This is a genomic window from Salegentibacter maritimus (assembly GCF_016236975.1).
GTDB classification, from domain to species: Bacteria; Bacteroidota; Bacteroidia; order Flavobacteriales; family Flavobacteriaceae; genus Salegentibacter; species Salegentibacter maritimus.
In genome coordinates this window covers 115424-141198 of record NZ_JAEHNY010000013.1, presented here as the reverse complement: position 1 = coordinate 141198, position 25775 = coordinate 115424, and the positions used below count along the sequence as shown (strand labels likewise).

At 36.4% G+C, this 25775-nt stretch carries 26 protein-coding genes and 3 tRNA genes; 18 read left to right on the top strand and 11 right to left on the bottom strand.

Features of this window, described 5'->3' with window-relative positions; genetic code table 11:
- Window positions 1–595 precede the first annotated feature (595 nt).
- The 4 genes from thrS to rplT all read left to right on the top strand — a co-directional run bounded on the left by thrS (window position 596) and on the right by rplT (window position 3831).
- The gene (thrS, locus tag I6U50_RS13995; RefSeq protein WP_198639292.1) at window positions 596–2542 is read left to right on the top strand and encodes a threonine--tRNA ligase; all 1947 of its coding nucleotides are present in this window, start codon (window positions 596–598) and stop codon (window positions 2540–2542) included.
- Between the two features lie 23 nt (window positions 2543–2565).
- A complete protein-coding gene (gene infC / locus I6U50_RS13990) occupies window positions 2566–3117 on the top strand; it encodes a translation initiation factor IF-3 (RefSeq protein WP_289024626.1) in 552 nt (183 codons plus the stop codon).
- A 35-nt stretch (window positions 3118–3152) separates the two neighbouring features.
- Entirely contained in the window at window positions 3153–3350 is a 198-nt protein-coding gene (gene rpmI, locus I6U50_RS13985; RefSeq protein WP_011708523.1) for a 50S ribosomal protein L35, read from the top strand.
- A gap of 133 nt (window positions 3351–3483) precedes the next feature.
- Window positions 3484–3831, top strand: a complete 348-nt coding sequence (gene rplT, locus I6U50_RS13980; RefSeq protein ID WP_193712249.1) for a 50S ribosomal protein L20 — start codon at window positions 3484–3486, stop codon at window positions 3829–3831.
- Between the two features lie 231 nt (window positions 3832–4062).
- Here the strand turns inward: rplT and I6U50_RS13975 are convergent, their stop codons facing one another.
- The 6 genes from I6U50_RS13975 to tgt form a co-directional block, all read right to left on the bottom strand.
- The gene (locus I6U50_RS13975; RefSeq protein WP_198639291.1) at window positions 4063–4485 is read right to left on the bottom strand and encodes a secondary thiamine-phosphate synthase enzyme YjbQ; all 423 of its coding nucleotides are present in this window, start codon (window positions 4483–4485) and stop codon (window positions 4063–4065) included.
- A 181-nt stretch (window positions 4486–4666) separates the two neighbouring features.
- Window positions 4667–6010, bottom strand: coding sequence for an asparagine synthetase B (locus I6U50_RS13970; RefSeq protein ID WP_394370627.1), 1344 nt, complete (start codon window positions 6008–6010; stop codon window positions 4667–4669).
- Window positions 5979–7544 (bottom strand): replicative DNA helicase, encoded by a 1566-nt coding sequence (gene dnaB / locus I6U50_RS13965; RefSeq protein ID WP_198639290.1) that lies wholly within the window; start codon window positions 7542–7544, stop codon window positions 5979–5981. Before dnaB ends, I6U50_RS13970 begins: the two co-directional genes overlap by 32 nt.
- A 168-nt stretch (window positions 7545–7712) precedes the next feature.
- Entirely contained in the window at window positions 7713–8666 is a 954-nt protein-coding gene (locus I6U50_RS13960; protein ID WP_193712246.1) for an acetyl-CoA carboxylase carboxyltransferase subunit alpha, read from the bottom strand.
- A 98-nt stretch (window positions 8667–8764) separates the two neighbouring features.
- On the bottom strand, window positions 8765–9841 hold the full coding sequence (locus tag I6U50_RS13955) for an LptF/LptG family permease (protein WP_198639289.1): 1077 nt from the start codon (window positions 9839–9841) through the stop codon (window positions 8765–8767).
- A 3-nt stretch (window positions 9842–9844) separates the two neighbouring features.
- Window positions 9845–10975: a tRNA guanosine(34) transglycosylase Tgt gene (tgt, locus tag I6U50_RS13950; protein ID WP_198628442.1), complete on the bottom strand. Its 1131-nt coding sequence runs from the start codon at window positions 10973–10975 to the stop codon at window positions 9845–9847.
- Window positions 10976–11339: 364 nt separating this feature from the next.
- Between tgt and I6U50_RS13945 the strand changes: the two genes are divergently transcribed.
- The 3 genes from I6U50_RS13945 (at window position 11340) to I6U50_RS13935 (ending at window position 14137) form a co-directional block, all read left to right on the top strand.
- Window positions 11340–12188: a transketolase gene (locus I6U50_RS13945; RefSeq protein ID WP_193712243.1), complete on the top strand. Its 849-nt coding sequence runs from the start codon at window positions 11340–11342 to the stop codon at window positions 12186–12188.
- Between the two features lie 129 nt (window positions 12189–12317).
- Window positions 12318–13271, top strand: coding sequence for a transketolase family protein (locus tag I6U50_RS13940; protein ID WP_193712242.1), 954 nt, complete (start codon window positions 12318–12320; stop codon window positions 13269–13271).
- A gap of 269 nt (window positions 13272–13540) precedes the next feature.
- Complete coding sequence (locus tag I6U50_RS13935) at window positions 13541–14137, top strand: outer membrane beta-barrel protein (RefSeq protein WP_198639288.1); 597 nt, start codon at window positions 13541–13543, stop codon at window positions 14135–14137.
- A gap of 221 nt (window positions 14138–14358) precedes the next feature.
- Here I6U50_RS13935 and I6U50_RS13930 read toward each other — a convergent pair whose 3' ends face one another.
- Window positions 14359–15264, bottom strand: a complete 906-nt coding sequence (locus tag I6U50_RS13930; RefSeq protein ID WP_193712240.1) for an FKBP-type peptidyl-prolyl cis-trans isomerase — start codon at window positions 15262–15264, stop codon at window positions 14359–14361.
- 80 nt (window positions 15265–15344) lie between these two features.
- On the opposite strand from I6U50_RS13930, the gene I6U50_RS13925 reads away from it, so the two are divergent.
- The 3 genes from I6U50_RS13925 to I6U50_RS13915 all read left to right on the top strand — a co-directional run bounded on the left by I6U50_RS13925 (window position 15345) and on the right by I6U50_RS13915 (window position 16899).
- Window positions 15345–15737 (top strand): RNA-binding S4 domain-containing protein, encoded by a 393-nt coding sequence (locus tag I6U50_RS13925; protein ID WP_193712239.1) that lies wholly within the window; start codon window positions 15345–15347, stop codon window positions 15735–15737.
- Window positions 15724–16320 carry a methyltransferase domain-containing protein gene (locus tag I6U50_RS13920; protein WP_232805948.1) on the top strand — a complete coding sequence of 199 codons (597 nt, stop codon included), beginning with the start codon at window positions 15724–15726 and terminating at the stop codon, window positions 16318–16320. Before I6U50_RS13925 ends, I6U50_RS13920 begins: the two co-directional genes overlap by 14 nt.
- A gap of 78 nt (window positions 16321–16398) precedes the next feature.
- Window positions 16399–16899, top strand: coding sequence for a phosphoribosyltransferase family protein (locus I6U50_RS13915; protein ID WP_193712238.1), 501 nt, complete (start codon window positions 16399–16401; stop codon window positions 16897–16899).
- Here the strand turns inward: I6U50_RS13915 and I6U50_RS13910 are convergent.
- Entirely contained in the window at window positions 16894–17412 is a 519-nt protein-coding gene (locus I6U50_RS13910; RefSeq protein WP_193712237.1) for a shikimate kinase, read from the bottom strand. The two genes, I6U50_RS13915 and I6U50_RS13910, sit on opposite strands and share 6 nt — an antisense overlap.
- A gap of 125 nt (window positions 17413–17537) precedes the next feature.
- On the opposite strand from I6U50_RS13910, the gene I6U50_RS13905 reads away from it, so the two are divergent.
- The 3 genes from I6U50_RS13905 (at window position 17538) to I6U50_RS13895 (ending at window position 17885) form a co-directional block, all read left to right on the top strand.
- A tRNA-Lys gene (locus tag I6U50_RS13905) sits at window positions 17538–17610 on the top strand.
- 33 nt (window positions 17611–17643) lie between these two features.
- Window positions 17644–17716: transfer RNA gene (locus I6U50_RS13900), tRNA-Lys, on the top strand.
- Window positions 17717–17801: 85 nt separating this feature from the next.
- A tRNA-Leu gene (locus tag I6U50_RS13895) sits at window positions 17802–17885 on the top strand.
- Between the two features lie 12 nt (window positions 17886–17897).
- Here the strand turns inward: I6U50_RS13895 and I6U50_RS13890 are convergent.
- The gene (locus tag I6U50_RS13890; RefSeq protein ID WP_198639287.1) at window positions 17898–19274 is read right to left on the bottom strand and encodes an aldehyde dehydrogenase; all 1377 of its coding nucleotides are present in this window, start codon (window positions 19272–19274) and stop codon (window positions 17898–17900) included.
- A gap of 10 nt (window positions 19275–19284) precedes the next feature.
- Window positions 19285–20082 carry an SDR family oxidoreductase gene (locus I6U50_RS13885; protein ID WP_198639286.1) on the bottom strand — a complete coding sequence of 266 codons (798 nt, stop codon included), beginning with the start codon at window positions 20080–20082 and terminating at the stop codon, window positions 19285–19287.
- Window positions 20083–20187: 105 nt separating this feature from the next.
- Here I6U50_RS13885 and I6U50_RS13880 point away from each other — a divergent pair, with 105 nt between their 5' ends.
- From I6U50_RS13880 to I6U50_RS13860, 5 genes are all read left to right on the top strand, one after another.
- Entirely contained in the window at window positions 20188–21081 is an 894-nt protein-coding gene (locus tag I6U50_RS13880) for a MerR family transcriptional regulator (protein WP_193712234.1), read from the top strand.
- A 6-nt stretch (window positions 21082–21087) separates the two neighbouring features.
- Window positions 21088–22548, top strand: a complete 1461-nt coding sequence (locus I6U50_RS13875; RefSeq protein ID WP_198639285.1) for a phytoene desaturase family protein — start codon at window positions 21088–21090, stop codon at window positions 22546–22548.
- A gap of 3 nt (window positions 22549–22551) precedes the next feature.
- Complete coding sequence (locus tag I6U50_RS13870; RefSeq protein WP_198639284.1) at window positions 22552–23391, top strand: phytoene/squalene synthase family protein; 840 nt, start codon at window positions 22552–22554, stop codon at window positions 23389–23391.
- A gap of 1 nt (window position 23392) precedes the next feature.
- Entirely contained in the window at window positions 23393–23842 is a 450-nt protein-coding gene (locus I6U50_RS13865; protein WP_198639283.1) for a sterol desaturase family protein, read from the top strand.
- A gap of 121 nt (window positions 23843–23963) precedes the next feature.
- Window positions 23964–25100, top strand: a complete 1137-nt coding sequence (locus tag I6U50_RS13860) for a lycopene cyclase family protein (RefSeq protein WP_198639282.1) — start codon at window positions 23964–23966, stop codon at window positions 25098–25100.
- A gap of 1 nt (window position 25101) precedes the next feature.
- Here the strand turns inward: I6U50_RS13860 and I6U50_RS13855 are convergent, their stop codons facing one another.
- Window positions 25102–25665 carry a TlpA family protein disulfide reductase gene (locus I6U50_RS13855; RefSeq protein WP_198639281.1) on the bottom strand — a complete coding sequence of 188 codons (564 nt, stop codon included), beginning with the start codon at window positions 25663–25665 and terminating at the stop codon, window positions 25102–25104.
- Window positions 25666–25775: the final 110 nt, after the last annotated feature.

The window sequence follows — 25775 nt, the reverse complement described above, 5'->3', positions numbered from 1 at the left end:
TTTTGGGAACTTGTTTCCGCTGTAAGCGGCTGCAAATATACAATGCTTTTTCTTTATCAACCAAATATTTTTTAGAAAAATTTTAAGTTTTTTTTTCGAAAGACCTACCCGATTAAAAGAACTTAAAAACAACAACAATTTTTACTAAAAACCTTCGCTGTTTTTGCGGCTGCAAATATACAACCTCTTTTGAATCTGACAAGCAAAAAATAAAGTTTTTTTACTTTTATTTTTTTGAGCTTTCTTAACCCTAAAAACATCGTAATCCCAGTATGTAATGAACTTCTTAACTTAGAACCCCAAACCTCTTGTGGCGCAAAGCGGGTGCAAATATACTGCTGTTTTTTACTCCCACAAGCTCAACTTCACATTTTTTTAAAGAAAACTTAAAACAAAATTATAACAGCCTCTAAAAAAGGAACTTGTAAGATAAAAAATTTTAAAGAAAATTTTAGAATTGAAAAAGTTAATATTTCAGAGATAATTATAAAGGCTTATTTTTATTTTTCAGCAATAATTATTCTCCTTTATATATATGTATATTGCGCAGGCAAAATCAACCTATTATCTTTGCGCTCATTAAAACTACATATACATGATTAAGGTAAGCTTGCCCGATGGCAGTATAAAAGAATTTGAGAAAGGATCTACTCCAATGGATGTTGCTAACAGCATAAGCGCTGGATTGGCACGAAACGTAATTTCAGCAAAATTCAATAATAAAACTGTAGAAGTTTCTACACCATTAACTACAGATGGCAGTTTAACCTTATTCACCTGGAAAGATGACGAAGGTAAAAAAGCATTTTGGCACTCTACTTCCCACGTAATGGCCCAGGCTATAGAGGAAATGTACCCCGGTTCTAAATTAACTATTGGACCGGCCATTGAAAATGGCTTTTATTATGATGTAGATTTTGGAGAACACAAAATTTCTGAAAATGATTTTAAGAAGATTGAAGATAGAATGCTTCAAATTGCTCGTGAAAAACATGACTTTAAACTTCGTGAAGTTTCTAAAGCTGACGCCCTCTCCTATTATAAAGAACAAAACAACCAGTTTAAAGTAGAGCTTATAGAAAACCTGGAAGACGGCGATATCACTTTCTGTGATCATGACAGCTTTACCGACCTTTGCCGTGGTGGCCACATTCCAAATACCGGTTTTATAAAAGCGGTAAAATTAATGAGTGTTGCCGGCGCCTACTGGCGAGGTAACGAAAACAATCCGCAGTTAACTCGTGTTTACGGAATTTCATTTCCGAAGCAAAAAGAATTAAAGGAATATCTAGAACTGCTTGAAGAAGCTAAGAAAAGAGATCACCGTAAGCTCGGGAAAGAATTGGAGCTATTCACCTTTTCCCAAAAAGTTGGACAGGGACTTCCATTATGGCTTCCTAAAGGTGCAGCTTTAAGGGAAAGACTGGAAAATTTCCTTAAAAATGCTCAAAAGAAAGCAGGTTATGAAATGGTGGTAAGTCCGCATATTGGTCAAAAAGAACTTTATGAAACTTCAGGACATTATGCAAAATATGGCGAAGACAGCTTCCAACCCATTCATACTCCAAATGAAGGGGAAGAGTTTTTATTAAAACCTATGAACTGCCCTCACCACTGCGAAATTTATAATTCACAATCATGGAGTTATCGCGATCTTCCAAAACGTTTTGCCGAATTTGGCACTGTTTATCGTTACGAGCAAAGCGGCGAATTACATGGCTTAACCAGGGTAAGAGGCTTCACTCAAGATGACGCCCACATTTTCTGTACTCCAGACCAATTGGACGAAGAATTTAAAAAAGTAATAGATCTTACCTTATATGTATTTGATTCTTTAGGTTTTGAAAACTTTACTGCTCAGGTTTCTTTAAGAGACCCGGAAAATAAAGAAAAATATATAGGCTCTGACGATGTTTGGGAGAAAGCCGAATCTGCGATAATTAATGCCGCAAAGGAAAAAGGTCTTAATTATGTTGTTGAAACCGGTGAAGCTGCGTTTTATGGACCTAAGTTAGACTTTATGGTAAAAGATGCGCTTGGCAGAAGCTGGCAGCTTGGCACCATTCAGGTAGATTACAACCTGCCAGAAAGATTTGAACTTTCTTATAAAGGAAGTGACAATGAGACACATCGTCCGGTAATGATTCATCGTGCCCCCTTTGGCAGTATGGAACGTTTTATTGCTATTTTACTGGAGCATACCGGAGGAAATTTCCCTTTATGGTTAATGCCAGAACAAGCTATGGTGCTCTCAATCAGTGAGAAATATGAAAAATACGCTCAAAAAGTTTTAACTTTGCTGGAAAATAACGAAATTCGCGCCCTAGCAGATAATCGAAACGAGACTATAGGAAAGAAAATTAGGGAAGCCGAAATGAATAAATTCCCATATATGTTAATTATAGGGGAACAGGAAGCAGAGGATGGTACGGTTTCTGTACGAAAAAGAGGGGAAGGCGATATTGGCACAATGTCAGTAGAAGACTTTGCCGAAATAATAAATAAAGAAATTAAAGAAACGTTAAAGACGTTTAAAGTTTAACCAAAAATAGATCAGCCATAGCAATACGTAGAAAAAAATCGAAAAGACCGCTTAGAGCAGTCAAAGAAGATCAACACAGGATTAACCAAAAAATCAGGGCAGAAGAAGTTCGTCTTGTTGGTGATAATGTAGAAATGGGTGTTTATCCCACAAGAAAGGCATTATCTATAGCAGAAGAATTAGGCCTGGATTTGGTAGAAATATCTCCAGATGCTAAACCCCCGGTGGTGAAAGCAATGGACTATAAGAAGTTTCTTTACGAACAAAAGAAGCGTGAAAAAGCTATGAAAGCTAAAGCGAGTAAAGTTGTTGTAAAAGAAATACGTTTTGGTCCGAATACCGATGATCACGATTACGAATTCAAAAAGCGTAACGCAGAGAAATTTTTAAAAGACGGAGCCAAATTAAAAGCTTTTGTATTTTTTAAAGGCCGCTCTATCGTTTTTAAGGATAAAGGAGAAATACTACTACTTAGGTTAGCTCAGGATCTTGAAGAGCTTGGAAAAGTAGAGCAGATGCCAAAACTGGAGGGAAAACGTATGACCATGTTTTTATCTCCCAGGAAAGCAAAATAAAATAATAAGAGAGTTATATATAAAAAGAGGATAACATGCCTAAGATGAAAACCAAATCTAGTGCTAAAAAGCGTTTTAAGCTTACAGGTACTGGGAAAATAAAAAGAAAGCACGCGTTTAAAAGTCATATCTTAACAAAGAAGTCTAAAAAACGTAAGCTTGCCCTTACTCATAGTACATTAGTACACGATGCAGATAAGGACAATGTTAAACTTCAACTTCGTTTAAAATAGGTTGAAGCTCTTAACGGTTTAATTAATTTAAAAACCCTGGAGTTGGGCAACACTTCGACTTCGCTCAGTGTGATGTTTGAAGTTAAGTTAAAAGTGTCTATTATGGGCCGCCTGCTACAAAACACATAAAAATATGCCAAGATCAGTAAATTCAGTTGCAAAAAGAGCCAGAAGAAAAAAGGTTCTTAAGCAAGCAAAAGGTTACTTCGGACGTCGTAAAAACGTTTGGACAGTAGCAAAAAATGCGGTTGAGAAAGCAATGCTTTACTCTTATAGAGACCGCAAAGCCAAAAAACGTAATTTCCGTTCGCTGTGGATAATGCGTATTAACGCTGCAGCCCGTGAACACGGTATGTCTTATTCTCAATTTATGGGAGCTGCCAAAGCCGGTGGAATAGGTTTAAACCGTAAGGTCCTTGCCGATTTGGCAATGAACCATCCAGAAGCTTTTAAAGCAATTGTAGATAAAGTAAAAAAGTAATTACAAATTAATTATACTCTCTTATTTAAAAATCCGGTTCTTTTGAGCCGGATTTTTTTGTTCTCATTTTTCGATAACGAATGAGTTGACTAAGAGTTGATTTAATTTCTGCTCTAAACGAATGACAGTTCATCTTGCCAGCAATACACGATTTTTTTAAGATTTATTGATGAATTCGTGGCTCCTTAAGTTTTTTCACGATTCCCTACTACCACCCATACCGCAAATAAATTAAACTCCATATAGGCTTAGAACCAATTTTCTGGCACCTCCAAAATCTCTATGTTCTCCTAAATAAATTCCCTGCCAGGTTCCCAGGTTAAGTCTTCCATTGGTCACTGGAATTTGAAGCGAACTCCCCAACAAAGATGCTTTAATGTGCGCCGGCATATCGTCTGACCCCTCTACTGTATGTTTATAATACGGCATATTTTCCGGAACCATCTTATTAAAATGACTTTCAAAGTCCTGTAGCACCGTAGGATCGGCATTTTCATTAATTGTTATTCCCGCTGAAGTATGTTTTATAAACACATGTAATATACCCGATTTTATTTCTTTTAATTCCAGTAATTGGCTTTCTATCTCGTTTGTTACCAAATGAAAGCCTCTAGACCTGGCCTTTAATTTTATTTCCTTCTGAAAATATTTCATAGTTACTGCATATTATTTTCTTTAGATGAATTTTAATAAAAGCCAATATTCCAGCCGAAATAAATAAGACTGAAGATATTGAATTTGATTAAGAATGTATTTCATTTAAACCTAAGGCAAGAAAAATAACCATTAACAAATTAAATATACTTACAAATTAACCAGGTTATTTCTGTTCATCTTAAGTTTTTTGAGGCTTTTTCTTCGCCGCCGGAAAAAGTACATTATTTAAAATTAAGCGATAACCCGGTGAAGTGGGGTGCAAATCAAGTTCGGTTTTTGGATCCCCTACCCTATGCTGATAATCTTCAGGATCGTGGCCTCCGTAAAAAGTAAAAAATCCTTTCCCTTTTATTCCATGAATATATCGAGCTTCACCATTTAATTTACTCTCTCCCATCACCAAAACATTTGGTTTAATATTTTTAGGATTATAAGCGGTTGTTTGCCCCATAAATCCTTTAACCAATCGCGTATGATTTTGAGTTAGCATAGTTGGTACCACATCCCATTTAGCGGAGAAATCCATCAATGTAAAATAATCAGATTCCTTCGGAATATTCCTTTTAGCCGTCATATCTATAGAAGAAAACTCGTAAACCATAGGGCTTCGTTCTAAAGTAAAATCTGTAAAAGCAAAGGTATTGCTAAAGTCTATTTTAGATTGGTAACCCGGTTCACTGGGATCGCCGTCAAACATAGTTTCAGCAATATCTACTCCCTCTGCCGCCAGTGCGATATCAAAACTATCGGTAGCACTACACATGGCAAACATAAACCCACCACCAACTACATAATTCCTAATTTTTAGAGCTACATCCAGTTTCTCCTCTGAAACTTTATTATAGCCCAACTTTTTAGCCAGAGCCTCTGCTTCTTCTTTTTCCTGAATATACCAGGGAGTGGTTCTAAAAGTCCTATAAAACTTTCCGTATTGTCCGGTAAAATCTTCGTGATGTAAATGCAGCCAATCAAATAAAACCAGTGCATCATTAAGAACAGCTTCATCATAAATGGTTTCATAGGGAATTTCAGCATAGGTAAGCGCCATGGTTACCGCATCATCCCAGGGCTTGTTTCCCTGTGGTGAATACACTGCAATTTTTGGAGCTTTTTCCAATAATACGACTTCCTGGTTTTGCGACGGACTACTAATATCTTCGAGGATAGACTGGGTTTTAGCATCACTAATTACCTCAAAAGAAACCCCTCTAATTTTACATTCTTTACGCAATAAATCTGTGTCTGAAATTAAAAAAGATCCACCTCTATAATTCAATAACCATCTAACTTCTAATTTTTCTTCCAGGGCAAAGTAAGTTACCCCGTAAGCTTTTAAATGATTCTTCTGGGAATCTTCATCCATGGGAATTAACAGTTGTGATGCTGTCGCAGAAAAAGAGTTTAAAACCAGGAAAATAAAAAAGACCAGAAAAGGGTTTGTTTTTCCCCTTTTCCGGTCTTTAAGACTTAATATTTGAATTTTATTTTTTTTAAAACGGCACTTCGTCATCATCTTCATTATTTAACCCACTATTCATAGAACTGCCAAAGGCTTCATTCGCACTCGGGTTAGGCAGGTTTGGAGAACCAAACTCATTCTCTTCATTCTCCCCGGTATTCATTTTAGAATGATACTCGAAAGGTGAATCAAACTCTTCTAAGTTATCAAATTTACCAAGATGACCAATAAATTTAAGACGTATATTTTCCAGGCCACCGTTTCTGTGCTTGGCAACAATAAATTCTCCCTGCCCATCTGTAGGTGTGCGTTCTTCGTCATCCCATTCTTCAATTTTATAATACTCTGGACGGTAAATAAAGGAAACAATATCGGCATCCTGCTCAATAGCTCCAGATTCCCTAAGGTCAGACAGTAAGGGTCTTTTACTACCTCCCCTGGTTTCAACCGCACGAGATAACTGAGAAAGCGCAATTACCGGTATATTCAATTCTTTGGCCAGGGCTTTAAGGTTACGGGATATTGTAGAAATTTCCTGCTCCCTGTTACCTCCTCCTTTTTGGCTTCCGCCCGCGGTCATTAACTGTAAATAATCAATTACAATAAGTTTAATACCGTGTTGCGAGGCCAGTCTTCTCGCTTTTGCCCTAAGGTCGAAAATTGAAAGTGAAGGTGTGTCATCTATAAATAAGGGGGCATTTTCAAGATCTCTAACCTTTACATTTAGTTGCTCCCACTCATGTTTTTCTAGATTTCCGGTTCTAAGTTTCTCGGAAGAAAGACCGGTTTCTGAAGAAATTAATCGCGTAATTAACTGCACTGCCGACATCTCCAGAGAGAAAAATGCCACGGCCATATTTTGCCCAACCGCAATATTTCTTGCCATCGATAAGGTTAAAGCGGTTTTCCCCATACCGGGACGTGCTGCCACAATAATAAGGTCACTGGGCTGCCAGCCGGAAGTTAGCTCATCTAATTTATCAAAGCCGGAAGGTACACCACTTAAACCTTCTTTATTAGAAATCTCTTCAATTCTATTTTTTGCCTGAATCACGAGGCTTTGTGCTGTCTCTGTAGATTTTTGAATATTCCCCTGGGTTACCTCATATAATTTAGCCTCAGCACTATCCAAAAGATCAAAAACATCGGTAGATTCGTCGTATGCTTCTTCAATAATCTCATTTGAAATTTTAATAAGGCTTCGCTGAATATACTTTTGAAGAATAATACGCGCATGAAATTCAATATGCGCAGATGAAGATACTTTTTGAGTTAGTTGAATAAGGTAATAATCTCCTCCTGTCTTTTCAAAATTACCATCTTTCTTTAACTGGTTAGAAACGGTTAATAAGTCAATCGCTTCAGTATTTTCAAAGAGCTTATGTATGGCTTCGAAAATTAATTTATGGGAATTTTTATAAAAAGCATCGGGGCTAAGAATATCAATTATCTCATCCACTCCCTTTTTATCTATCATCATTGCACCCAACACAACCTCTTCTAAATCAACAGCTTGAGGCGGAAGCTTACCTTTCTCAAGACTAATAACATTACTTTTTTTAGCTGAAAATTGCTGCGGGGCGATCATTTTATCCATATTACGAAAATATAAAATTTGTTAAGAGCATCTTAATTTTACGACAACTAGTTAATCAACAGATAGTCAACATTTAACCTGTTGAAAACTATATATTAGTGTTGATAAGTGCAAAAAAAACCGAAACCAGGGTTTCGGAAATTAAATGGGTTATGATATGTGGGGGTATTAGCCTTTAAAAACCCCCATATTCAAATACTTATCCATTCTTTGATTAACCAAATCTGTTGGTGATAAGTTTTTAAATTCCTCATAAGCCTCAAGAATTGCATCTTTAACGGTAGCAAAAGTCTCTTCTCTATTGCTATGCGCGCCTCCAATTGGCTCTTTTACAATTTCATCTATTAGCTTCTGTTTTTTCATATCCTTTGCAGTAAGCTTTAAAGCATCTGCTGCCTGCTCTTTATACTCCCAGCTTCGCCATAATATCGAAGAACAAGATTCTGGAGAAATCACCGAATACCATGTATTTTCAAGCATCATCACTTTATCTCCAACCCCAATACCTAAAGCACCTCCACTAGCACCTTCTCCAATAATAACAACAATTACCGGAACCTTCAGCCTTGTCATTTCCAGAATATTTCTAGCAATGGCTTCTCCCTGGCCACGTTCTTCGGCTTCAAGACCTGGATAAGCTCCCGGAGTATCCACAAACGTCACTACAGGAAGTCCAAATTTTTCGGCAGACTTCATTAAGCGCAAAGCTTTACGATAACCTTCGGGGTTTGCCATTCCAAAATTTCTATACTGCCTTGTTTTAGTATTATAGCCTTTTTGCTGGCCTATAAACATAAAACTCTGATCCTCTATTTTACCAAGACCACCAATCATCGCCTTATCGTCCTTTACATTTCTGTCTCCGTGAAGTTCCAAAAACGTATCACCACAAATAGCATTAATGTAGTCTAAAGTATAAGGCCTATTGGGATGTCTTGAAAGTTGAACCCGCTGCCAGGCCGTTAAATTCTTATATATCTCCTTTCGGGTATCCCTTAATTTCTTTTCAATTTGCCTACAAGTAGCCGTAACATCCACATCGCTCTCTTGCCCTATATTACAAGCTTTATTGTATTGCTCTTCCAACTCTTTAATGGGTAATTCAAATTCTAAATATTCCATAAGTTGTTATGGTTTGTTTTTATTAGCTTACAAATATAACAAACTTTAAAAGGAAGAATTATGAAGAAAGAGCATTAATTTTCGACAAATTTTTGACGCTATCTTTTAGCCCTATATAGTAGAAAAATAGCCAAAAGGCCAAAACTAATATTTGGGAACCATACAGCAATTAAAGGAGAGAAGGTTGATTGTTCGGCCATAGTCCCAAAAACTTTGTCGAAGAAAATAAATATAAATGCCAAGGTAATGCCTACAGCCAGGTTAACCCCCATACCTCCACGACGCTTCATAGAAGATACGGCCACTGCAATAATGGTTAAAATAAAGGCTGAAACCGGAATACTCCATCTTTTATAAGCCACCACCAGATATCTATTAATATTTCCTGAGCCTCTACGCCGCTCTTGTTCTATAAATTTATTAAGCTCGGTATAATTCAAGGTCTCGGCGATATAGGTTTCAGGGGTTAACTCATCAAACTCGAAAGGGAGAATGGTATCTAACTTGTTTTGGTGAAAAATTGAATCGCCATCCACACCAATAATACGTTTATTTACGTTAGTTAACGAGTAGGTTGTATCTTCCTCATTAAACCTTAAGCTTGAAGCGCTAATTTTAAACTTTAACCTATTTCCTTCAAAATGCTCTAAAGTAAAATTACGGGCAGATTTTCCCAGGGGTTGAAAATGACTCGCATAAATAAACTCATTATCATTTATTTGCCGGTAAACGTCCCTGGTTTCCTGTGTTTCTACGTTCTTTTTTAAGTACTCATACTTAAACTCATTGAAGCCCTTACTGGCCTTTGGAGCCAGAAACATACCAAGAATTAAGGCTAAAATACAAACAATACTCGCACCGATTAAATAAGGCCGTAAAAACCGCCAAAATGAAACACCACTACTTAAAAAAGCAATAATCTCGGTATTATTAGCAAGCTTAGAAGTAAACCAGATAACCGATAAAAATAGAAACAGCGGGAATAATAAATTAGCAAAATAGATGGTAAAATCTACGTAATAAAGCGCCACTTCTATAAAAGGCACTTCGTTATCCAGTATTTTACCAATTTTTTCAGCAAGGTTTACCGTAATACCAATTGGTATAAATAGTAAAAGCATCAGGAAAAAAGTTCCTAAATAGCGCTTTAAAATGTACCAATCTAATATTTTCAAAGTTTACAGTCTTTTATCCATTTGTTTCACCATCATGTTTTTCCAGGTGGTAAAATCTCCTGCTAAGATATGTTTTCTGGCTTCACGTACCAACCACAAATAAAATCCAAGATTGTGAATAGTAGCAATTTGCTTACCAAGAAGCTCGTTCACACTAAATAAATGTCTTACATAAGCTTTGCTATATTCTCTATCAACAAAAGTGATTCCCATTTCATCTATTGGAGAGAAATCATCTTCCCATTTTTTATTCTTAATATTAATCGTTCCATGGGCCGTAAAAAGCATTCCATTACGTGCATTTCGGGTTGGCATCACACAATCAAACATGTCTACTCCCAAAGCTATATTTTCCAGAATGTTTATAGGAGTTCCCACGCCCATTAAATATCTTGGTTTGTCCTCCGGAAGAATTTCGGTAACCACTTCGGTCATGGCATACATTTCTTCAGCTGGTTCCCCAACCGAAAGCCCACCAATAGCATTCCCTTCTGCTCCAACTGAAGCGATATATTCTGCAGATTGTTTTCTTAAATCTTTATAAGTACTTCCCTGTACTATTGGAAACAAAGTTTGGTTAAACCCATACAAAGGATCTACCTTCTCTAAATGATTTACACACCTATCCAACCATCTATGAGTCATATGCATAGAGCGTTTTGCATATTTATAATCACACGGGTACGGTGTACATTCGTCAAAAGCCATAATGATGTCTGCTCCAATAGCACGTTGAATCTCCATAACATTTTCTGGTGTAAATGTATGATAAGAACCATCTATATGCGACTTAAATTTAACACCTTCCTCCTTAATTTTTCTTCGGGCAGAAAGTGAATAAACCTGGTACCCACCACTGTCGGTTAGGATATTACGATCCCAATTCATAAACTTATGTAAGCCACCGGCTTTTTTAAGAATTTCTGTTTGAGGCCGTAAATAAAGATGATAGGTATTTCCTAAAATAATATCGGGATTAATCTCTTCTTTTAATTCCCGTTGATGAACTCCTTTTACCGAAGCAACGGTACCAACAGGCATAAAAATAGGGGTTTCAATTTTACCGTGATCGGTTGTTATAGTCCCGGCGCGGGCTTTACTACCGGCGTCGGTACTCAGCAAATCAAATTTCATAGTGCTTATTAAGTGAGCGCAAAGATACTCAAGTAAACTACCTTTAGGCAAACCCGCGAGGTATTTTTTTGTTTTCAAGGTACCTCTATTTCCCTGAACAAAACATATAATTCTAGATTATAGAGTAAATAACAAGTAAACTACCGAGGGGCAAGCCCACGAGTCATTCGTTGGAAACAAATTTTTAATTTCGAGGCAAGCCTCGGAGTATTAAACCCTTTGGCGCTGCCAATAAAAAAGTTTAAAACAGGAAAATGTTAGTTACTTCATAAGTTTTCTTGATAACTGCCTGGCAAGCACTTTGACAAAGCCTTATAAAAACCTATTTTTGTGGCTATTATTTTAACAACACAATTTTACTTTAATGTCAAAAATCAAAGAATTAGAAGATTTTGCCACCCAGGTTCGCCGGGATATCTTAAGGCAGGTTCACAAGGTGAACTCGGGGCACCCCGGAGGTTCGCTTGGTTGTACAGAATTTTTCACCGCTTTGTACCAGGGCGGAGTTATGGAACACAATCCCGAATTTAATATGGATGGAAAAGACGAAGATATTTTCTTCCTGTCTAATGGCCATATTTCACCGGTATTCTATAGCGTTTTAGCCCGCAGTGGTTACTTCCCTGTAGACGAACTTAATACTTTTCGTCTAATAGATTCAAGGTTGCAGGGTCACCCTACCACACACGAAGGTTTACCGGGAATTCGCATGGCTTCGGGCTCACTGGGCCAGGGACTATCTGTAGCTCTTGGGGCAGCTCAAGCTAAAAAGCTTAATAAAGATAATCATTTAGTGTTTGCCCTTCTAGGTGATGGTGAATTGCAGGAAGGACAGAATTGGGAAGCTATAATGTATGCCGCCGGAAATAATGTAGACAACCTCATCGCTACCGTAGACCTTAACGGGCAGCAAATTGACGGAAGTACAGAAACCGTTTTACCAATGGGCAACATGAAAGCTAAATTTGAAGCTTTTGGCTGGGATGTTATGGAGATTGAAGATGGTAACAACATGGAACAGGTAATTGATGGCTTAAATGAAGCCAAGTCCCGCACCGGAAAAGGAAAACCTGTTTGTGTTCTTATGACAACCGTAATGGGTAACGGCGTAGATTTTATGATGCATACACACGCATGGCACGGAAAAGCTCCCAACGACGAGCAATTAGAAACAGGTCTTGCCCAAAACCCTGAAACTTTAGGAGACTATTAAAGCCCCATTTAGCTTCCCTCAAAAAGGGAGGCATATAAAAATTAGGGGAATTGACATACAATAATATAGATTTCCACCTATACTGAAATGAATTCAGCACAGGCTACGGAAACGACAAAGAATAAAAGAATGAAAACATATATAGATACAGGAAAGAAAGATACCCGTTCTGGTTTTGGGGAAGGCCTTACCGAACTTGGTAGAACCAATCCAAACGTAGTGGCACTTTGTGCCGATCTTATAGGATCGCTTAAAATGCAGGATTTTATTGACGAAAATCCAGATCGTTTTTTCCAGACAGGAATCGCTGAAGCCAATATGATGGGAATGGCTGCCGGGTTAACCGTAGGTGGTAAAATTCCTTTTGCCGGAACATTTGCCAATTTTGCTACCGGTAGAGTTTACGATCAAATTCGTCAATCTATTGCATATTCAGGGAAAAATGTAAAGATTTGTGCTTCTCACTCTGGAGTTACTTTAGGAGAAGATGGTGCTACCCACCAAATCCTGGAAGACATAGGACTTATGAAAATGTTACCGGGAATGACGGTAATAAATACCTGCGATTTTAATCAAACCAAAGCAGCTACCATTGCCATAGCAGAACATGATGGACCGGTTTATCTTCGTTTTGGAAGACCTAAAGTAGCTAATTTCACTGCGGAAGACCAAAAGTTTGAAATTGGAAAAGCAGTTCAATTATACGAAGGAACAGACGTAACTATTATTGCTACCGGCCATTTAGTTTGGGAAGCAATACAAGCTGCACAACAACTTTCAGAAAAAGGTATTAGTGCTGAAGTTATCAACATTCACACCATTAAACCTTTAGATGAAAAAGCTATAATCGATTCGGTTAAAAAAACCGGATGTGTGGTTACTGCTGAAGAACACAACTTCCTTGGCGGTCTTGGGGAAAGTGTTGCACGTACATTAGCTGAAAATAATCCAGCACCACAAGAGTTTGTGGCAACACAAGATACTTTTGGAGAAAGCGGCACACCAGATCAATTAATGGCTAAATACGGTCTTAATGCAGAGGCTATTATCAAGGCTACCGAAAAAGTATTAAAGAGAAAGTAAATAAATTATTGGCAAGCCATAGATTATTAAATCTCGATTATCGAGTAAAAATTCTTTTTAAGTATTTTAAGAGGCTATTTTTGAGGTTATTAAAATCGTCATCCTGAAGTAATTTCAGGATATAATATGTTTATTTTTAAAACATGTTAGAAGCTGAAACAAGTTCAGCTTGACGATACAGGACTTTTCAAATAGCCTCTTTTTTATTTTATATAGAATAATAGGCATTATTAATGCGTTATCTACATCTAATAATAAAACAATCTACTATGAAGAAATTAATGTTTATCGCTGTTTTTTTGTACTCCTCTGCAGGGCTTATGGCACAGGAAGCAGATTTTGGAATTAAAGGTGGTTTCAATTATGGAGCTACAGGAGATTATGAGAGTATCGGTGAAGGTGCCGATGATTTTAATCAAATAATAAAAGGAAAAGAAAAATCAGGCTACCATATTGGACTTTTTAGCCGCTTTGAAATTGTGGGTATCTTTCTGCAACCCGAATTAATGTATACCCGATTAAATACCGAATACGAAACTTTTAATTATAAAATAGATAAAATAGATGCTCCTATTTTGCTGGGTGTAAATGTTTTTGGGCCTCTTAATGTTAAAGCCGGACCTTCTTTTCAATATATTATAGACAATGAATTGGAAGACACTACGCTTAAAATTGGCGATGTTGAAAAAGACATTACCGTAGGCTACCAGTTGGGTGCGGGCATCAATCTTGGACGTCTTGGGTTTGATGTAAGGTATGAAGGTGCATTTACCGAAAACACAGCTTTTAGCGAAGAAGCTTCTGAAAGCTTCCGAATTGATTCAAGGCCTTCTCAATGGATTTTGAGTTTATCTTATGCCTTTTAAACCGGCTTAGCCAGAACTGCAGAAAGTAAACCACCTTGTAGGTGTTATGATCTTTGGCGGTACAAAAAAAGGCTGTTCGAAAAGTTTTTTGAATCGTCATCCTGAATTTACTTCAAAATCTAAAATGTTAATAAAGCAAACAATTTAGAAGCTGAAACAAGTTCAGCTTGACGAGCTTAGACTTTTCGCACAGCCTTTTCCCTTTTAATAATTGACCTGACCTATTGAAAGGTATCAGGATCTAAATAATCTGGAGTTCCATTTCCATTAGTATCTGGAAACTCTATACTCCCATCTTCATTAATAATTATCTCATCTTTGGTTGGTGTTCCGTCACCATCATCATCAGGGTCGGCAAAATTTGGAGTTTTATCCCCATCACTATCATCGTCTAAAACATTATTATTCTCATTAAGATCTTCCATCCAGCTTGGTATACCATCCTTATCATGATCGGCCTCGTTTACACCTAATAATTGCACATTAAAAATTAAAGGGCTATAAGGCGGTATACTGGCTTGTGAACTTGAAAAATACCCTAATCCTGAAGGAAAAATAAGCGCTCCTATACCATAATCATCATTAAACTCTACGGTATTATCAGAATTTGTGGTATATCCTGTTGCACCTTTAAATTCAACAATTCCTTGAGAGAAACCTTTTATGAGCGAAGGCAGATCAAACCATACCGGAGTACTGGCATTATCAAACGAATTAAGGTTTAATAATTCCCCACGATAAGTAACCAATGTGGAATCGGTAAACCTTGCCTGCTGTCCTTCCCCTTCTCTTACTTTAAGCACGTACATGGTATATTCTACATCATTGCTTACCACTGTTTTTGTGATTAAATTTTCTTCTTCAGAAAGTGGCGTTTTATTGGCATTATCACCTGCTATAGTATCAAAACGAACCATATAATCAAAATCATCTGAAGGATTTTCAAACTCTTCGTAGTTGTAAAAATGCGTTTCCAGGAAGTTATGAATAGAATCTTCATCAGCTATGGCCTGCTCTTCAGGGTCTCTTTCTTCAAATTCAGAAGAATTTCCGTTATCATCGTCCTTACATGAAATCAATGTTAAAGCGGAAATAAAGCTTAGAATAAAAAATTTGTTTAATTGCATTGTCTATATTTTTGGCGCGCAAGATACAATATTCTTGTATTTTTGTTTACAGATTAACGCAGTTTTAAAGTAGAGATTTTATGAGAGTTGACAAGTTTTTATGGTGCGTAAGATATTTTAAAACCCGAAGCATTGCTACCAATGCATGTAAGCAGGGAAAAGTGAAAATGGATGGTACCAGTGTAAAGCCTTCTAAAGAAGTGTTTCCTAACGATAAACTTAGCGTACGAAAGAACCAAATAGATTATCAAATTGAAGTATTAGACCTCCCTCCTAGCAGGGTTGGAGCCAAATTGGTAAATCTTTACCTTATTGATGTTACACCAAAAGAAGCTTTTGAAAAGCTGGAACTTTTAAAGTATTCTAAAGATTATTACCGTAAAAAAGGTACAGGTAGGCCCACTAAAAAAGATCGGCGCGATATAGACGATTGGTTTGAAAACACAGATCCCAATCCAGATGATGTCAAATAGTAGTTTTTCCAGTGAATTCTGGTCTCAGCGTTATAAGCAGCATAAAACGGGCTGGGATCTTGGTGAGATCTCCAGGCCTCTTAAAACCTATATAGACCAGTTTACAAACAGGGAATTAAAAATTTTAATCCCAGGTGCAGGTAACGCCTATGAGGCCGAATATTTATTCAGGAAGGGTTTTAGCAATGTTTTCGTTGCCGACATTAGCGAAAAGCCACTTCAAAATTTTAAATCACGGGTTCACGGCTTTCCTGAAGATCAATTACTGCACACTAATTTTTTTGATATAAAAGGGCAATTCGATCTTATTCTGGAACAAACCTTTTTTTGTGCGCTTCCTGTAGAAGCAAGACCGGAGTACGCAAAAAAAATGTCAGTACTTTTAAAAGACCAGGGGCTACTAGTAGGCTTACTTTTTAGTTTTCCGCTTACAGAAAATGGTCCACCTTTTGGCGGAAATAAAGAAGAATATTTAACGTATTTTAGTCAGTATTTTAAAATTGAAGTTCTGGAAGACTGCTATAATTCTATTACGCCAAGACAGGGAAACGAATTATTCTTCAAATTCAGAAAAAAGCTATAATAAAATCCAGACCGGATTAAGTCTGACAATATTTTAAAAACTCTAACGAATTCCCTAAAAGGGATAAAATTGTACCAAATGAAAGAAAGTGTACTTATATTAAATCACGACCAAATTCAGCATAAAATAAAAAGAATAGCTTACCAGATTTATGAAAGTAATATTAATGAACAGGAAATAATCCTGGCAGGCATCGCCAAAAAAGGCTATCAATTGGCTACACTATTAAAAGAAGCCCTGGAAGCTATTTCCCCACTTGAGATAAAACTTTGTAAAGTACAAATAGACAAAAAAAATCCGCTAGAAAAAATCGATACATCGCTTTCACCTAAGACATACCAGGACAAATCGGTTATCCTGGTAGACGATGTTTTAAATTCTGGAACCACCTTAATTTACGGGGTAAGACACTTTTTAGATGTTCCACTCAAGCAATTTAAAACTGCTGTTTTGGTTGATAGGAATCATAAAAAATATCCCGTAAAAGCCGATTTTAAAGGAATTTCCCTTTCCACTTCTTTAAACGAAATGGTAGAAGTTTCATTTGAACCCAATACCTATAAAGCTGAACTTTTATAGTTTCTCTATAATTTGAGCTACAATCGTTTCAGGTTTTTTGTCATCTACCGTAACATTCAAATCTGATTGATTGTAGTAGTAGGCACGCTCAAAAAGATGTTTTCTTATAAATTCTTCCAAAGCTTCCCGGGTTTCGAGGTGGCTAATAACCGGGCGATGAATTTTTTCAGGAAAAAGTCGGTTTAATAAAGTTTCAACAGAAGCTTTTAAATAAATACTTAAGCTATCTTTTTGAGCAGAAATTCTTTCAAGATTATTTCCATAACAAGGCGTTCCACCCCCCAATGAAATGATCATATTCGAATTATTTTCTAAAATATCATCTAATGCCTGTGATTCTAGCTTTCTAAAATACAACTCGCCTTTTTCTTCAAAAATAGCGTTGATGCTCTTCCCTTGCATCACTTCAATTTGATCATCAAGATCTACATATTTGTAATTCAGCTTTTTAGCAAGCATTTTACCTACAACCGATTTACCGGAGCCCATATAGCCCGTTAAAAAAATTTTCATCGTTAAAGTACTTATTATTAGGAGAATCCAAAACTAATATAAATTTATCTCAATTTAGGCTTGAAAAATAAATTAATGCGTGTATATTTGCACCCGCAATCGCAAAAAGATGATTGCCTTTTATTGATCTGGTAGCTCAGTTGGTAGAGCATCTCCCTTTTAAGGAGAGGGTCCTGGGTTCGAGCCCCAGCCAGATCACTTTTTAAGTTCTGATTAAAATATAACAAACCAGATCTGGTAGCTCAGTTGGTAGAGCATCTCCCTTTTAAGGAGAGGGTCCTGGGTTCGAGCCCCAGCCAGATCACTTTTTTAAGTTCTGAATTCTTAACTCGTAGAATTCAATTTTACTACAGCCCTTGGAAACTTCATTATTTCCAGACTTGTTTTAAGCCCGGGTGCTGGAACTGGTAGACAGGCATGGTTGAGGGCCATGTGTCCATTAGGGCGTGCGGGTTCGACTCCCGCTCCGGGCACTTACAAATCTTTTATCCTATTATTTTCTTAATTAGACCAAAAAACTTATAAGGTGGATATTTTAAAGGTATATCTACTTTTGTTGTAGAATTTACCACCCCTCTTTCGTGCGTAAATGCAAGAAAGCTTTCTTTACCATGATATTTACCCATACCACTATGCCCTACCCCGCCAAACGGTAATTTATGGTTCGCCACGTGTATAAGCGTATCATTAACACAGGCACCACCAGAGCTGGTTTCCTGCAAAACTGTTTTTGCAGTTTTTTTATTTCCAAAATAATAAAGTGCTAGCGGCTTTTCATTACTATTAATATAGGACAAAGCTTCCGCTAATTGTTTAAACTCCATTACCGGTAATATAGGCCCAAAAATCTCTTCTTGCATAATTTCATCTTCAGGCGTTACATTATCTAAAATTGTAGGCGAGATGTACTTTTCTGCTGCATCCATACTCCCTCCTGAATAAACATCCCCATTTAAATACTTCTTCAACCTGTTTAGAGCCGTAGTATTTACAATTCGACCGTAGTAATCGCTTTTCTGAGAATCCTCTCCCAACATATCCTTAAAGGCTGCAGAGATTTCGGCTAGAAGCTGTTTTTTCACCTCTTTATGAACCAATAAATAATCTGGCGCAATACAGGTTTGTCCGGCATTCATTATTTTACCCCAGGCAATGCGTTTTCCTGCAGCCTTTATATTTGCATCCTTATCTACCACACAGGGACTTTTCCCTCCTAATTCCAATACCACTCTACTTAAATGTTCAGCTGCGGCTTTCATCACTATTTTACCAACGCCTGGGCTCCCGGTAAAAAACATTATATCAAAAGGAAATTTAAATAACTCCTGGTTTGCCTCCTTTCCACCCTGAACTACCGTAATATATGCTGGCGAAAAATGCTCTGCTATCAATTCTTCAATTACCAGCGCAACATTTGGTGTATCTGGCGAAGGTTTTAAAACCGCACAACAACCGGCAGAAATTGCACCAATTAAAGGATTAAGGCTTAATTGAAATGGATAGTTCCAGGGCGCTATTATTAAAGCAACCCCTAAAGGTTCATAGAGAATTCTTGAACTTGAAGGTTTTATTTGCAAGGGAGTACTAACCTTTTTTGGTTTCGCCCATTTCTTTAAATTTTTAATATGATAATTAAGCTCTTCTATTAGAAGGCTTACCTCTGTTAGGAAAGCTTCTTCTTTAGATTTATGCAAATCCTTCCATAATGCCTCATTTACTTTATCTTCATATTGTAGAATAGCTTTTTTAAGTTTCTTTAATTGTTCAAGTCTAAAATTTATACTTTTTGTTTCCTGAGAACCGAAAAAAGCTCTTTGGACCTTAAAAATTTTAGAGATATCTTTTACTGAAGTTTCTTTCATATTCTTATTTTTAACGAGCTTTGAATTCATCCATAGTTTTATATACGCCAATCACTTTTCCCACAAACCAATCATAAAACCAAATTGGAAAAAGCCCCTGAAAAAACCTTACAAAACGTATACTCCAGGGCATGCTTAAATAAATTCTATTACGTTCAATAGCTTTAATCACCTTCTTTGCCACTTTATCCTGATCCAGGATAGGAATAGTAGATTTTACCCCATCAAACATTCCTGTATTTATATAATAAGGAGTAACCGTGGTAATTCCTACTCCTGTTTTTAGCTGCTTCATCTCCAGACGCAAACTATCAGACCAACCCGTGGCAGCCCATTTACTAGCCGCATAGACAGCAAGTTTAGGATTTGAAACCAGGCCTGCAGACGAAGTAATATTACAAATATGACCTTGCTTTCTTTTAATCATACCCGGTAAAAAAATAAGCGCAAGCTGCATGGGAGCAATAGCATTTACTTTCATAACTTTTTCAATACTTTCGGAAGAATTCTCATGAAAATAATCCCCAAATACTATTCCGGCATTATTAATTAAAATATCTACAGCACCAATCTCCAACTCTACCTGTTCAGCAATTTCCCGAACCCAATTGGTATTAGTAATATCTAAAGTATAGCCATAAGCCTCCCCAATAACTTCAAACTCTTTTAAAGTTTGTTGCAAACTAAGTTTATTTATATCCCATATTACCAGTTTTCCACCTTTTTGTAGTATTTCACGCCCCATTATTTTACCTATACCAGACGCTCCCCCGGTAATTAGTACAATTTTAGAAGAAAAATTCGTCATAAATCTTACTGTTTAACCTTTTAACTAAAAAATTAAACATTTTAACAATTCCATAAAGTGTTTAATGTTCAAATTTAGTTAGATTTGGTGTATCTTAATTACATTATGGAACTAATAAAACAAAATTTCAGCATAAAAGACCTTGAAAATTTAAGCGGAATTAAGGCGCATACCATAAGAATTTGGGAAAAAAGATACAATATTTTAACTCCCGACCGTACTTCTACAAATATTAGAACCTATGATAGCGCTAATCTGCAAAAAATTTTAAACGTAGCTTTTTTAAATGAACACGGTTACAAAATTTCAAGGATTTCCAAACTAAGTGAAGAGGAAATATCAAAAATGGTACGCAGTATTTCTGCTCGTTCCAGTAAGGAAAATCGTGCTCAGAATTCATTTAAGCTCTCCATGATGAATTTCGATGAAGAGCTTTTTAATACCACATACAGCAACTTACAAAAGGATAAAAGTTTTAGAGAGATTTTTAATCAGGTTTTTCTTCCGCTTTTAGAGCAAATTGGCATGTTATGGCAAACCGATACTATAAAGCCAATTCATGAACATTATATAGTAGACCTCATTAAACAAAAGCTATATTTTAATCTAGCGGAAATAAAAAAAGAACTCAAACCTACCTCCGATAAATTGTATGTTCTTTTCCTTCCAGAAAATGAAATTCATGATATTGGTATTATTTACTTATATTATGAATTATTATTCCACGGTAATAAAGCCATTTATTTAGGCCCAAGTCTTCCATTAAGTGACCTCGATTATTTATTGGAACGTCATAATAATATCAGCTTTGTAAGTTATTTTACCACGGCTCCCGGAGATGTTGAAGGTTTTATAAATGAATTCGAGGAAAGGGTTTGCGAAAAAGAAACTTACGAATTATTACTATTTGGACACAAAATTAGGGACATTCAGCATAAAGAGTTACCAACTTTTGTAAAAACCCATACAAGTTTAAATCAATTTATAGATAAGCTTTAGAAATATATGAAAAACAAAATTGCTATTATTGGTTCGGGTTTTGCTTCTCTTGCCGCTGCCTGCTATTTGGCCAAAGATGGATATGAAGTTGAAATTTTTGAGAAAAATGCTGATATTGGTGGTCGTGCACGCCAGTTAAAAAAAGACGGCTTCTGTTTTGATATAGGTCCTACCTGGTATTGGATGCCCGATGTCTTTGAACGTTTCTTTGCCGATTTCGGGAAAAAACCTTCTGATTACTATGAACTGGAAAAGTTAAGTCCGGCCTACAAAGTTTTCTTCGGAAAAGAAGATGCTATAACCATAGAAGATAGCCTTGAAAAGATTTGTACTGCTTTTGAAGCTGAAGAGCCGGGAAGCTCAAAAAAGCTAAGAGAATTTATTGAAGAAGCTAAAAACAACTATGACATTGCAATTAAAGATCTTGTATACCGCCCGGGTGTTTCCCCTTTAGAGTTAATAACACCAGCTACCGCTCGTAAAATTGGGCAGTTTTTCAGTACTATTTCCAAAGAAGTTCGAAAAGAATTTAACAATACAAAACTGGTTCAAATTTTAGAATTTCCGGTGCTCTTTTTAGGTGCCAAAGCAAGCAATACTCCGGCCTTTTACAGCTTTATGAACTATGCCGATTTTGGCCTGGGCACCTGGCATCCCAAAGGCGGTATGTACAAAGTGATTGAAGGCATGGAAAGCCTGGCAAAATCACTGGGAATAAAAATAAACACGAATGCCCCGGTTTCTAAAATTTTTGTAGAAAATGATACAGCTACTGCAATTCAGGTAAACAAAGAAAAAATTAAAGCGGATTATGTCGTAAGCGGTGCCGATTATCATCATACTGAAACTTTATTACCGGAATTTAAAAGACAATACAAAGAGTCTTATTGGCAAAAAAAGACCTTTGCTCCTTCAGCTCTATTATTTTTCGCGGGTTTTAATAAGAAATTAGAAAATATAACACACCATACATTATTTTTCGATACCGATTTTGAAAAACATGCAAAAGCCATTTACGACGATGCCCAATGGCCTGAAGAGCCACTTTTTTATGCAAGTTTTCCATCTATCACAGATCATTCTGCGGCCCCGAAAGGTAAAGAGGCTGGAATATTTTTAATTCCTTTAGCACCGAATATTGAGGATACTCCTGAAATTAGAGAAAAATATTTTAAAAAAATTATAACGCGTTTTGAAAGTTTAACCAATCAAAATGTAACCGATCACCTTCTTTTCAAGGAATCTTTTTGTGTAAAAGATTTTAAAGAAGAATATAACTCTTACAAAGGCAACGCATACGGTTTGGCAAATACCCTTTTGCAAACTGCATTTTTAAGACCTAAATTGAAGAGTAAAAAAGTACATAAATTATTTTTTACGGGACAGCTAAGTGTTCCCGGACCAGGGGTGCCACCTTCCCTTATCTCAGGAAAGCTTGCAGCCGGTTTAATTCAAAAAGAAGATTAAATTATGAAAGCCATTTTTGATACGGTTTCAAGGGTTTGCAGCAAAACTGTAACCCATCATTACAGTACCTCGTTCTCTACGGCAACCAGGATGCTTGCGCCCTCTATACGTCAGGACATTTATAATATCTATGGCTTTGTACGTTTTGCCGATGAAATAGTTGATACTTTTCACGATTATGATAAAGAAAAACTTTTTAATGATTTTGAGGCAGATCTTTATAAAGCGATTGAAAATAAAATTAGTTTAAATCCTATTTTAAATGCATTTCAGGAAACTATACACAAATATAATATTGAAGAATCCCTTTATCGCGCATTTATGAAAAGTATGCGCCTTGATTTGCATAAATCTGATTATCTTAGTGTGGCCGAATACAAAGAGTATATTTATGGAAGTGCCGATGTAGTTGGCCTAATGTGCTTAAAGGTTTTTGTAAACGGAAATCAGGAAAAATATGAATCTTTAAAAGAATCTGCTATGAGTTTGGGTTCTGCTTTTCAAAAAGTAAACTTCTTAAGAGACTTGAAGGCCGATTATGAAGAATTGGCCAGAAGTTATTTTCCGGGGACAAATTTGGCACAATTAGATGAAACCAGTAAGCAACGAATTATCGCTGAAATTGAAGAGGATTTTAAAAATGGTTTAAGTGGAATTTCCCACTTACCGGTAGAAGCTAAATTTGGGGTATATACTGCTTATATTTATTATAGAAAGTTATTACATAAATTAAAGAAAGTCCCATCTTTGGAGATTAAAAATAGTAGGATTAGAGTTCCAGATTATGAAAAAGCCGGCTTACTGGCCAAATCTTATATTTCGTATAGATTAAAACTTATATAGCATGAACATTTTATTATGGCTCTTTGTTTTTCTAGGTACTTTTATAGCTATGGAAGGCATGGCCTGGTTTACACATAAGTACATTATGCACGGACTCCTTTGGAGCTTACATAAAGATCACCACCATAAAGATCATAGCCATTGGTGGGAGCGAAATGATCTCTTCTTTATTTTCTATGCTCTGGTGAGTATAGGATTCTTTTTACTCTGGCGATATGAAGGTGTTTGGTTTGGACTGCCTATTGGTTTAGGAATCCTGGCTTATGGTATAACCTATTTCACAGTTCACGATATTTTTATACATCAACGTTTTAAAATGTTTAGAAATGCCAATAACAAATATGCAAAAGGCATAAGAAGGGCTCATAAAATGCATCACAAACACCTTGGAAAAGACGATGGGGAATGTTTTGGTATGCTGTTCGTTCCTTTTAAATATTTTAAAAAGTAAATTAGCCCGGGGCAAGCCCACGAGGAATTGGTTGGAAACAAATTTTTAATTTTGAGGCAAGCCACAGGATATTACACCCTTTGGTTACATTAGTAAAAACAGCGTATACACACATTAGTCTATGTTAGGGCCCAGTTATTTTTATGCAATTATTGGAGGAGGTCTTGCAGGTCTTCAGCTTGCCCGGCAACTTAGCCGGGATGTTTTTTTTAAAGGAAAAAAGATCGCCATCATAGATTCAGATTTTGCCACACCTATCAAAACCTGGTGTTTTTGGGAAAAAGGTTCAGGCAAATGGGATAATCTGGTTTTTGCATCCTGGCAAGAAGGTAAATTTATTTCTTCTAAAGCAGATATAGATTTAAAACTCCCCCCCTACTCATATAAAATGATAAAAGCTGCAGATTATCATCAGCACCTAAGAAATGAAATAGAAAAATCTGAGGACATTGAATTTATTACTGATGATATTCAGCATATAGATCCCGTTACCATGAAGGCCAGGGGACAAAACACAACCTATACAGCCACTCATTTTTTCGACAGCAGAGTAGATCCATCTTATCTGGAGAGTGAGAAATACACCTGTATTTTTCAACATTTTAAGGGCTGGGAAGTAGAAACAAAAAACCCGGTTTTTACACCAGGCTCTTTTACTATGATGGATTATAGAATTAAGTATCCAAACGCCACTGCCTTTACTTACATTCTCCCCTTTACAGAAACAAAAGCTTTAGTTGAATATACCTTCTTTTCACCTTTTTTAACCGAGGACAAAGTATACGACGAAAAACTTCGACATTATTTTGATAAGATATTAAAAACTAAAGATTATGAGATTAAAAGCACCGAATCTGGCGTCATCCCTATGACCGATTTTCCATTTGACAAGGAAAATAGCATACAAATCACCAAAATTGGTACCGGTGGTGGTTGGGTAAAACCTTCAACAGGCTATTCCTTTAAAAACACCGAAAAACGCATTTCAAAAATTATTGAAAATATTAAAGCCGGCAAACTTCCTGGAGAAAACCTAATCAATAACAGGTTTAGAAAATATGATGCCATATTTTTGGATGTACTCTCACAAAACAACCAAAAAGGCGAAGAGATTTTCACAAAATTCTATACTAAAAATACACCACAGGATATTTTTAAATATTTAGATGAAGAAACTTCGGTTTCAGAGGACCTTAGAATTATGTTTTCTCTTTACAGCTTTGACTTTATCAAATCTTTTTTTAGAAAAGCTTTTTAAATTACTCGGCCAAAAGCTGGTTCAACAGGTTCCTAAAACTCTGACTATTCCAATCGGCGGCACCCTTTTTATCTACCACAATAGTACCGTTTTTGTCTATTACATAGGTAGAAGGCAAGGTATAACCATCTAAAGGCTTAGGATCTTTAGAAAGCATTCTATAGCTAGAAAAACTGTAACCTTTACGTTTAAGAAAATTGTTAGTGGTTTCGTGATCTTCGCCGGAAATAAAATAAAACGCTACTTCATCTTTATAATCATTGTAGAGCTCCTGAAAACTTGGCATTTCAGCGATACAAGGAGGACACCAGGTAGCCCAATAGTTTACCAGGATTACTTTTCCTTTAGATTCAGCAAAATCTATTTTTTTTCCAGATTCTGTCTCCAGGGTCCAGCTATAGGTTTCTAGCTGTTTCCTATCCTCCTCATCGGTGGCAGAAGGACTAAAAGCAAATATTTTATTTACTACAATTTGAATAGGTTTTCGGGTTTGGGGAATAATCATTGCCAAAATGATTATAATAAAAATAATATTACTCCATTGATTCTTGAAAAGCTTCTTCATTGCCGTTTTTTAATGCTTAGACGTAAAAGGCAAAGATACTTAACATCTCAATTTAAAGCATAAAAAAGAGGCTGATTAATTGATGTTCTTTCCGCGTCACCCTGAACTGG

Excerpts from the sequence above, each read along its gene's own strand:
- I6U50_RS13910 (WP_193712237.1), bottom strand. The coding sequence starts at position 17,412 with ATGAAAATTTTTTTAACGGGCTATATGGGCTCCGGTAAATCGGTTGTA.
- I6U50_RS13855 (WP_198639281.1), bottom strand. The coding sequence starts at position 25,665 with ATGAAGAAGCTTTTCAAGAATCAATGGAGTAATATTATTTTTATTATA.
- I6U50_RS13940 (WP_193712242.1), top strand. The coding sequence starts at position 12,318 with ATGAAAACATATATAGATACAGGAAAGAAAGATACCCGTTCTGGTTTT.
- tgt (WP_198628442.1), bottom strand. The coding sequence starts at position 10,975 with ATGAAATTTGATTTGCTGAGTACCGACGCCGGTAGTAAAGCCCGCGCC.
- thrS (WP_198639292.1), top strand. The coding sequence starts at position 596 with ATGATTAAGGTAAGCTTGCCCGATGGCAGTATAAAAGAATTTGAGAAA.
- dnaB (WP_198639290.1), bottom strand. The coding sequence starts at position 7,544 with ATGGATAAAATGATCGCCCCGCAGCAATTTTCAGCTAAAAAAAGTAAT.
- I6U50_RS13935 (WP_198639288.1), top strand. The coding sequence starts at position 13,541 with ATGAAGAAATTAATGTTTATCGCTGTTTTTTTGTACTCCTCTGCAGGG.
- I6U50_RS13920 (WP_232805948.1), top strand. The coding sequence starts at position 15,724 with ATGATGTCAAATAGTAGTTTTTCCAGTGAATTCTGGTCTCAGCGTTAT.
- I6U50_RS13870 (WP_198639284.1), top strand. The coding sequence starts at position 22,552 with ATGAAAGCCATTTTTGATACGGTTTCAAGGGTTTGCAGCAAAACTGTA.
- I6U50_RS13925 (WP_193712239.1), top strand. The coding sequence starts at position 15,345 with ATGAGAGTTGACAAGTTTTTATGGTGCGTAAGATATTTTAAAACCCGA.
- I6U50_RS13875 (WP_198639285.1), top strand. The coding sequence starts at position 21,088 with ATGAAAAACAAAATTGCTATTATTGGTTCGGGTTTTGCTTCTCTTGCC.
- I6U50_RS13975 (WP_198639291.1), bottom strand. The coding sequence starts at position 4,485 with ATGAAATATTTTCAGAAGGAAATAAAATTAAAGGCCAGGTCTAGAGGC.
- I6U50_RS13930 (WP_193712240.1), bottom strand. The coding sequence starts at position 15,264 with ATGCAATTAAACAAATTTTTTATTCTAAGCTTTATTTCCGCTTTAACA.
- rpmI (WP_011708523.1), top strand. The coding sequence starts at position 3,153 with ATGCCTAAGATGAAAACCAAATCTAGTGCTAAAAAGCGTTTTAAGCTT.
- I6U50_RS13880 (WP_193712234.1), top strand. The coding sequence starts at position 20,188 with ATGGAACTAATAAAACAAAATTTCAGCATAAAAGACCTTGAAAATTTA.
- rplT (WP_193712249.1), top strand. The coding sequence starts at position 3,484 with ATGCCAAGATCAGTAAATTCAGTTGCAAAAAGAGCCAGAAGAAAAAAG.
- I6U50_RS13890 (WP_198639287.1), bottom strand. The coding sequence starts at position 19,274 with ATGAAAGAAACTTCAGTAAAAGATATCTCTAAAATTTTTAAGGTCCAA.
- I6U50_RS13915 (WP_193712238.1), top strand. The coding sequence starts at position 16,399 with ATGAAAGAAAGTGTACTTATATTAAATCACGACCAAATTCAGCATAAA.
- I6U50_RS13865 (WP_198639283.1), top strand. The coding sequence starts at position 23,393 with ATGAACATTTTATTATGGCTCTTTGTTTTTCTAGGTACTTTTATAGCT.
- I6U50_RS13885 (WP_198639286.1), bottom strand. The coding sequence starts at position 20,082 with ATGACGAATTTTTCTTCTAAAATTGTACTAATTACCGGGGGAGCGTCT.
- I6U50_RS13960 (WP_193712246.1), bottom strand. The coding sequence starts at position 8,666 with ATGGAATATTTAGAATTTGAATTACCCATTAAAGAGTTGGAAGAGCAA.
- I6U50_RS13945 (WP_193712243.1), top strand. The coding sequence starts at position 11,340 with ATGTCAAAAATCAAAGAATTAGAAGATTTTGCCACCCAGGTTCGCCGG.
- I6U50_RS13860 (WP_198639282.1), top strand. The coding sequence starts at position 23,964 with ATGTTAGGGCCCAGTTATTTTTATGCAATTATTGGAGGAGGTCTTGCA.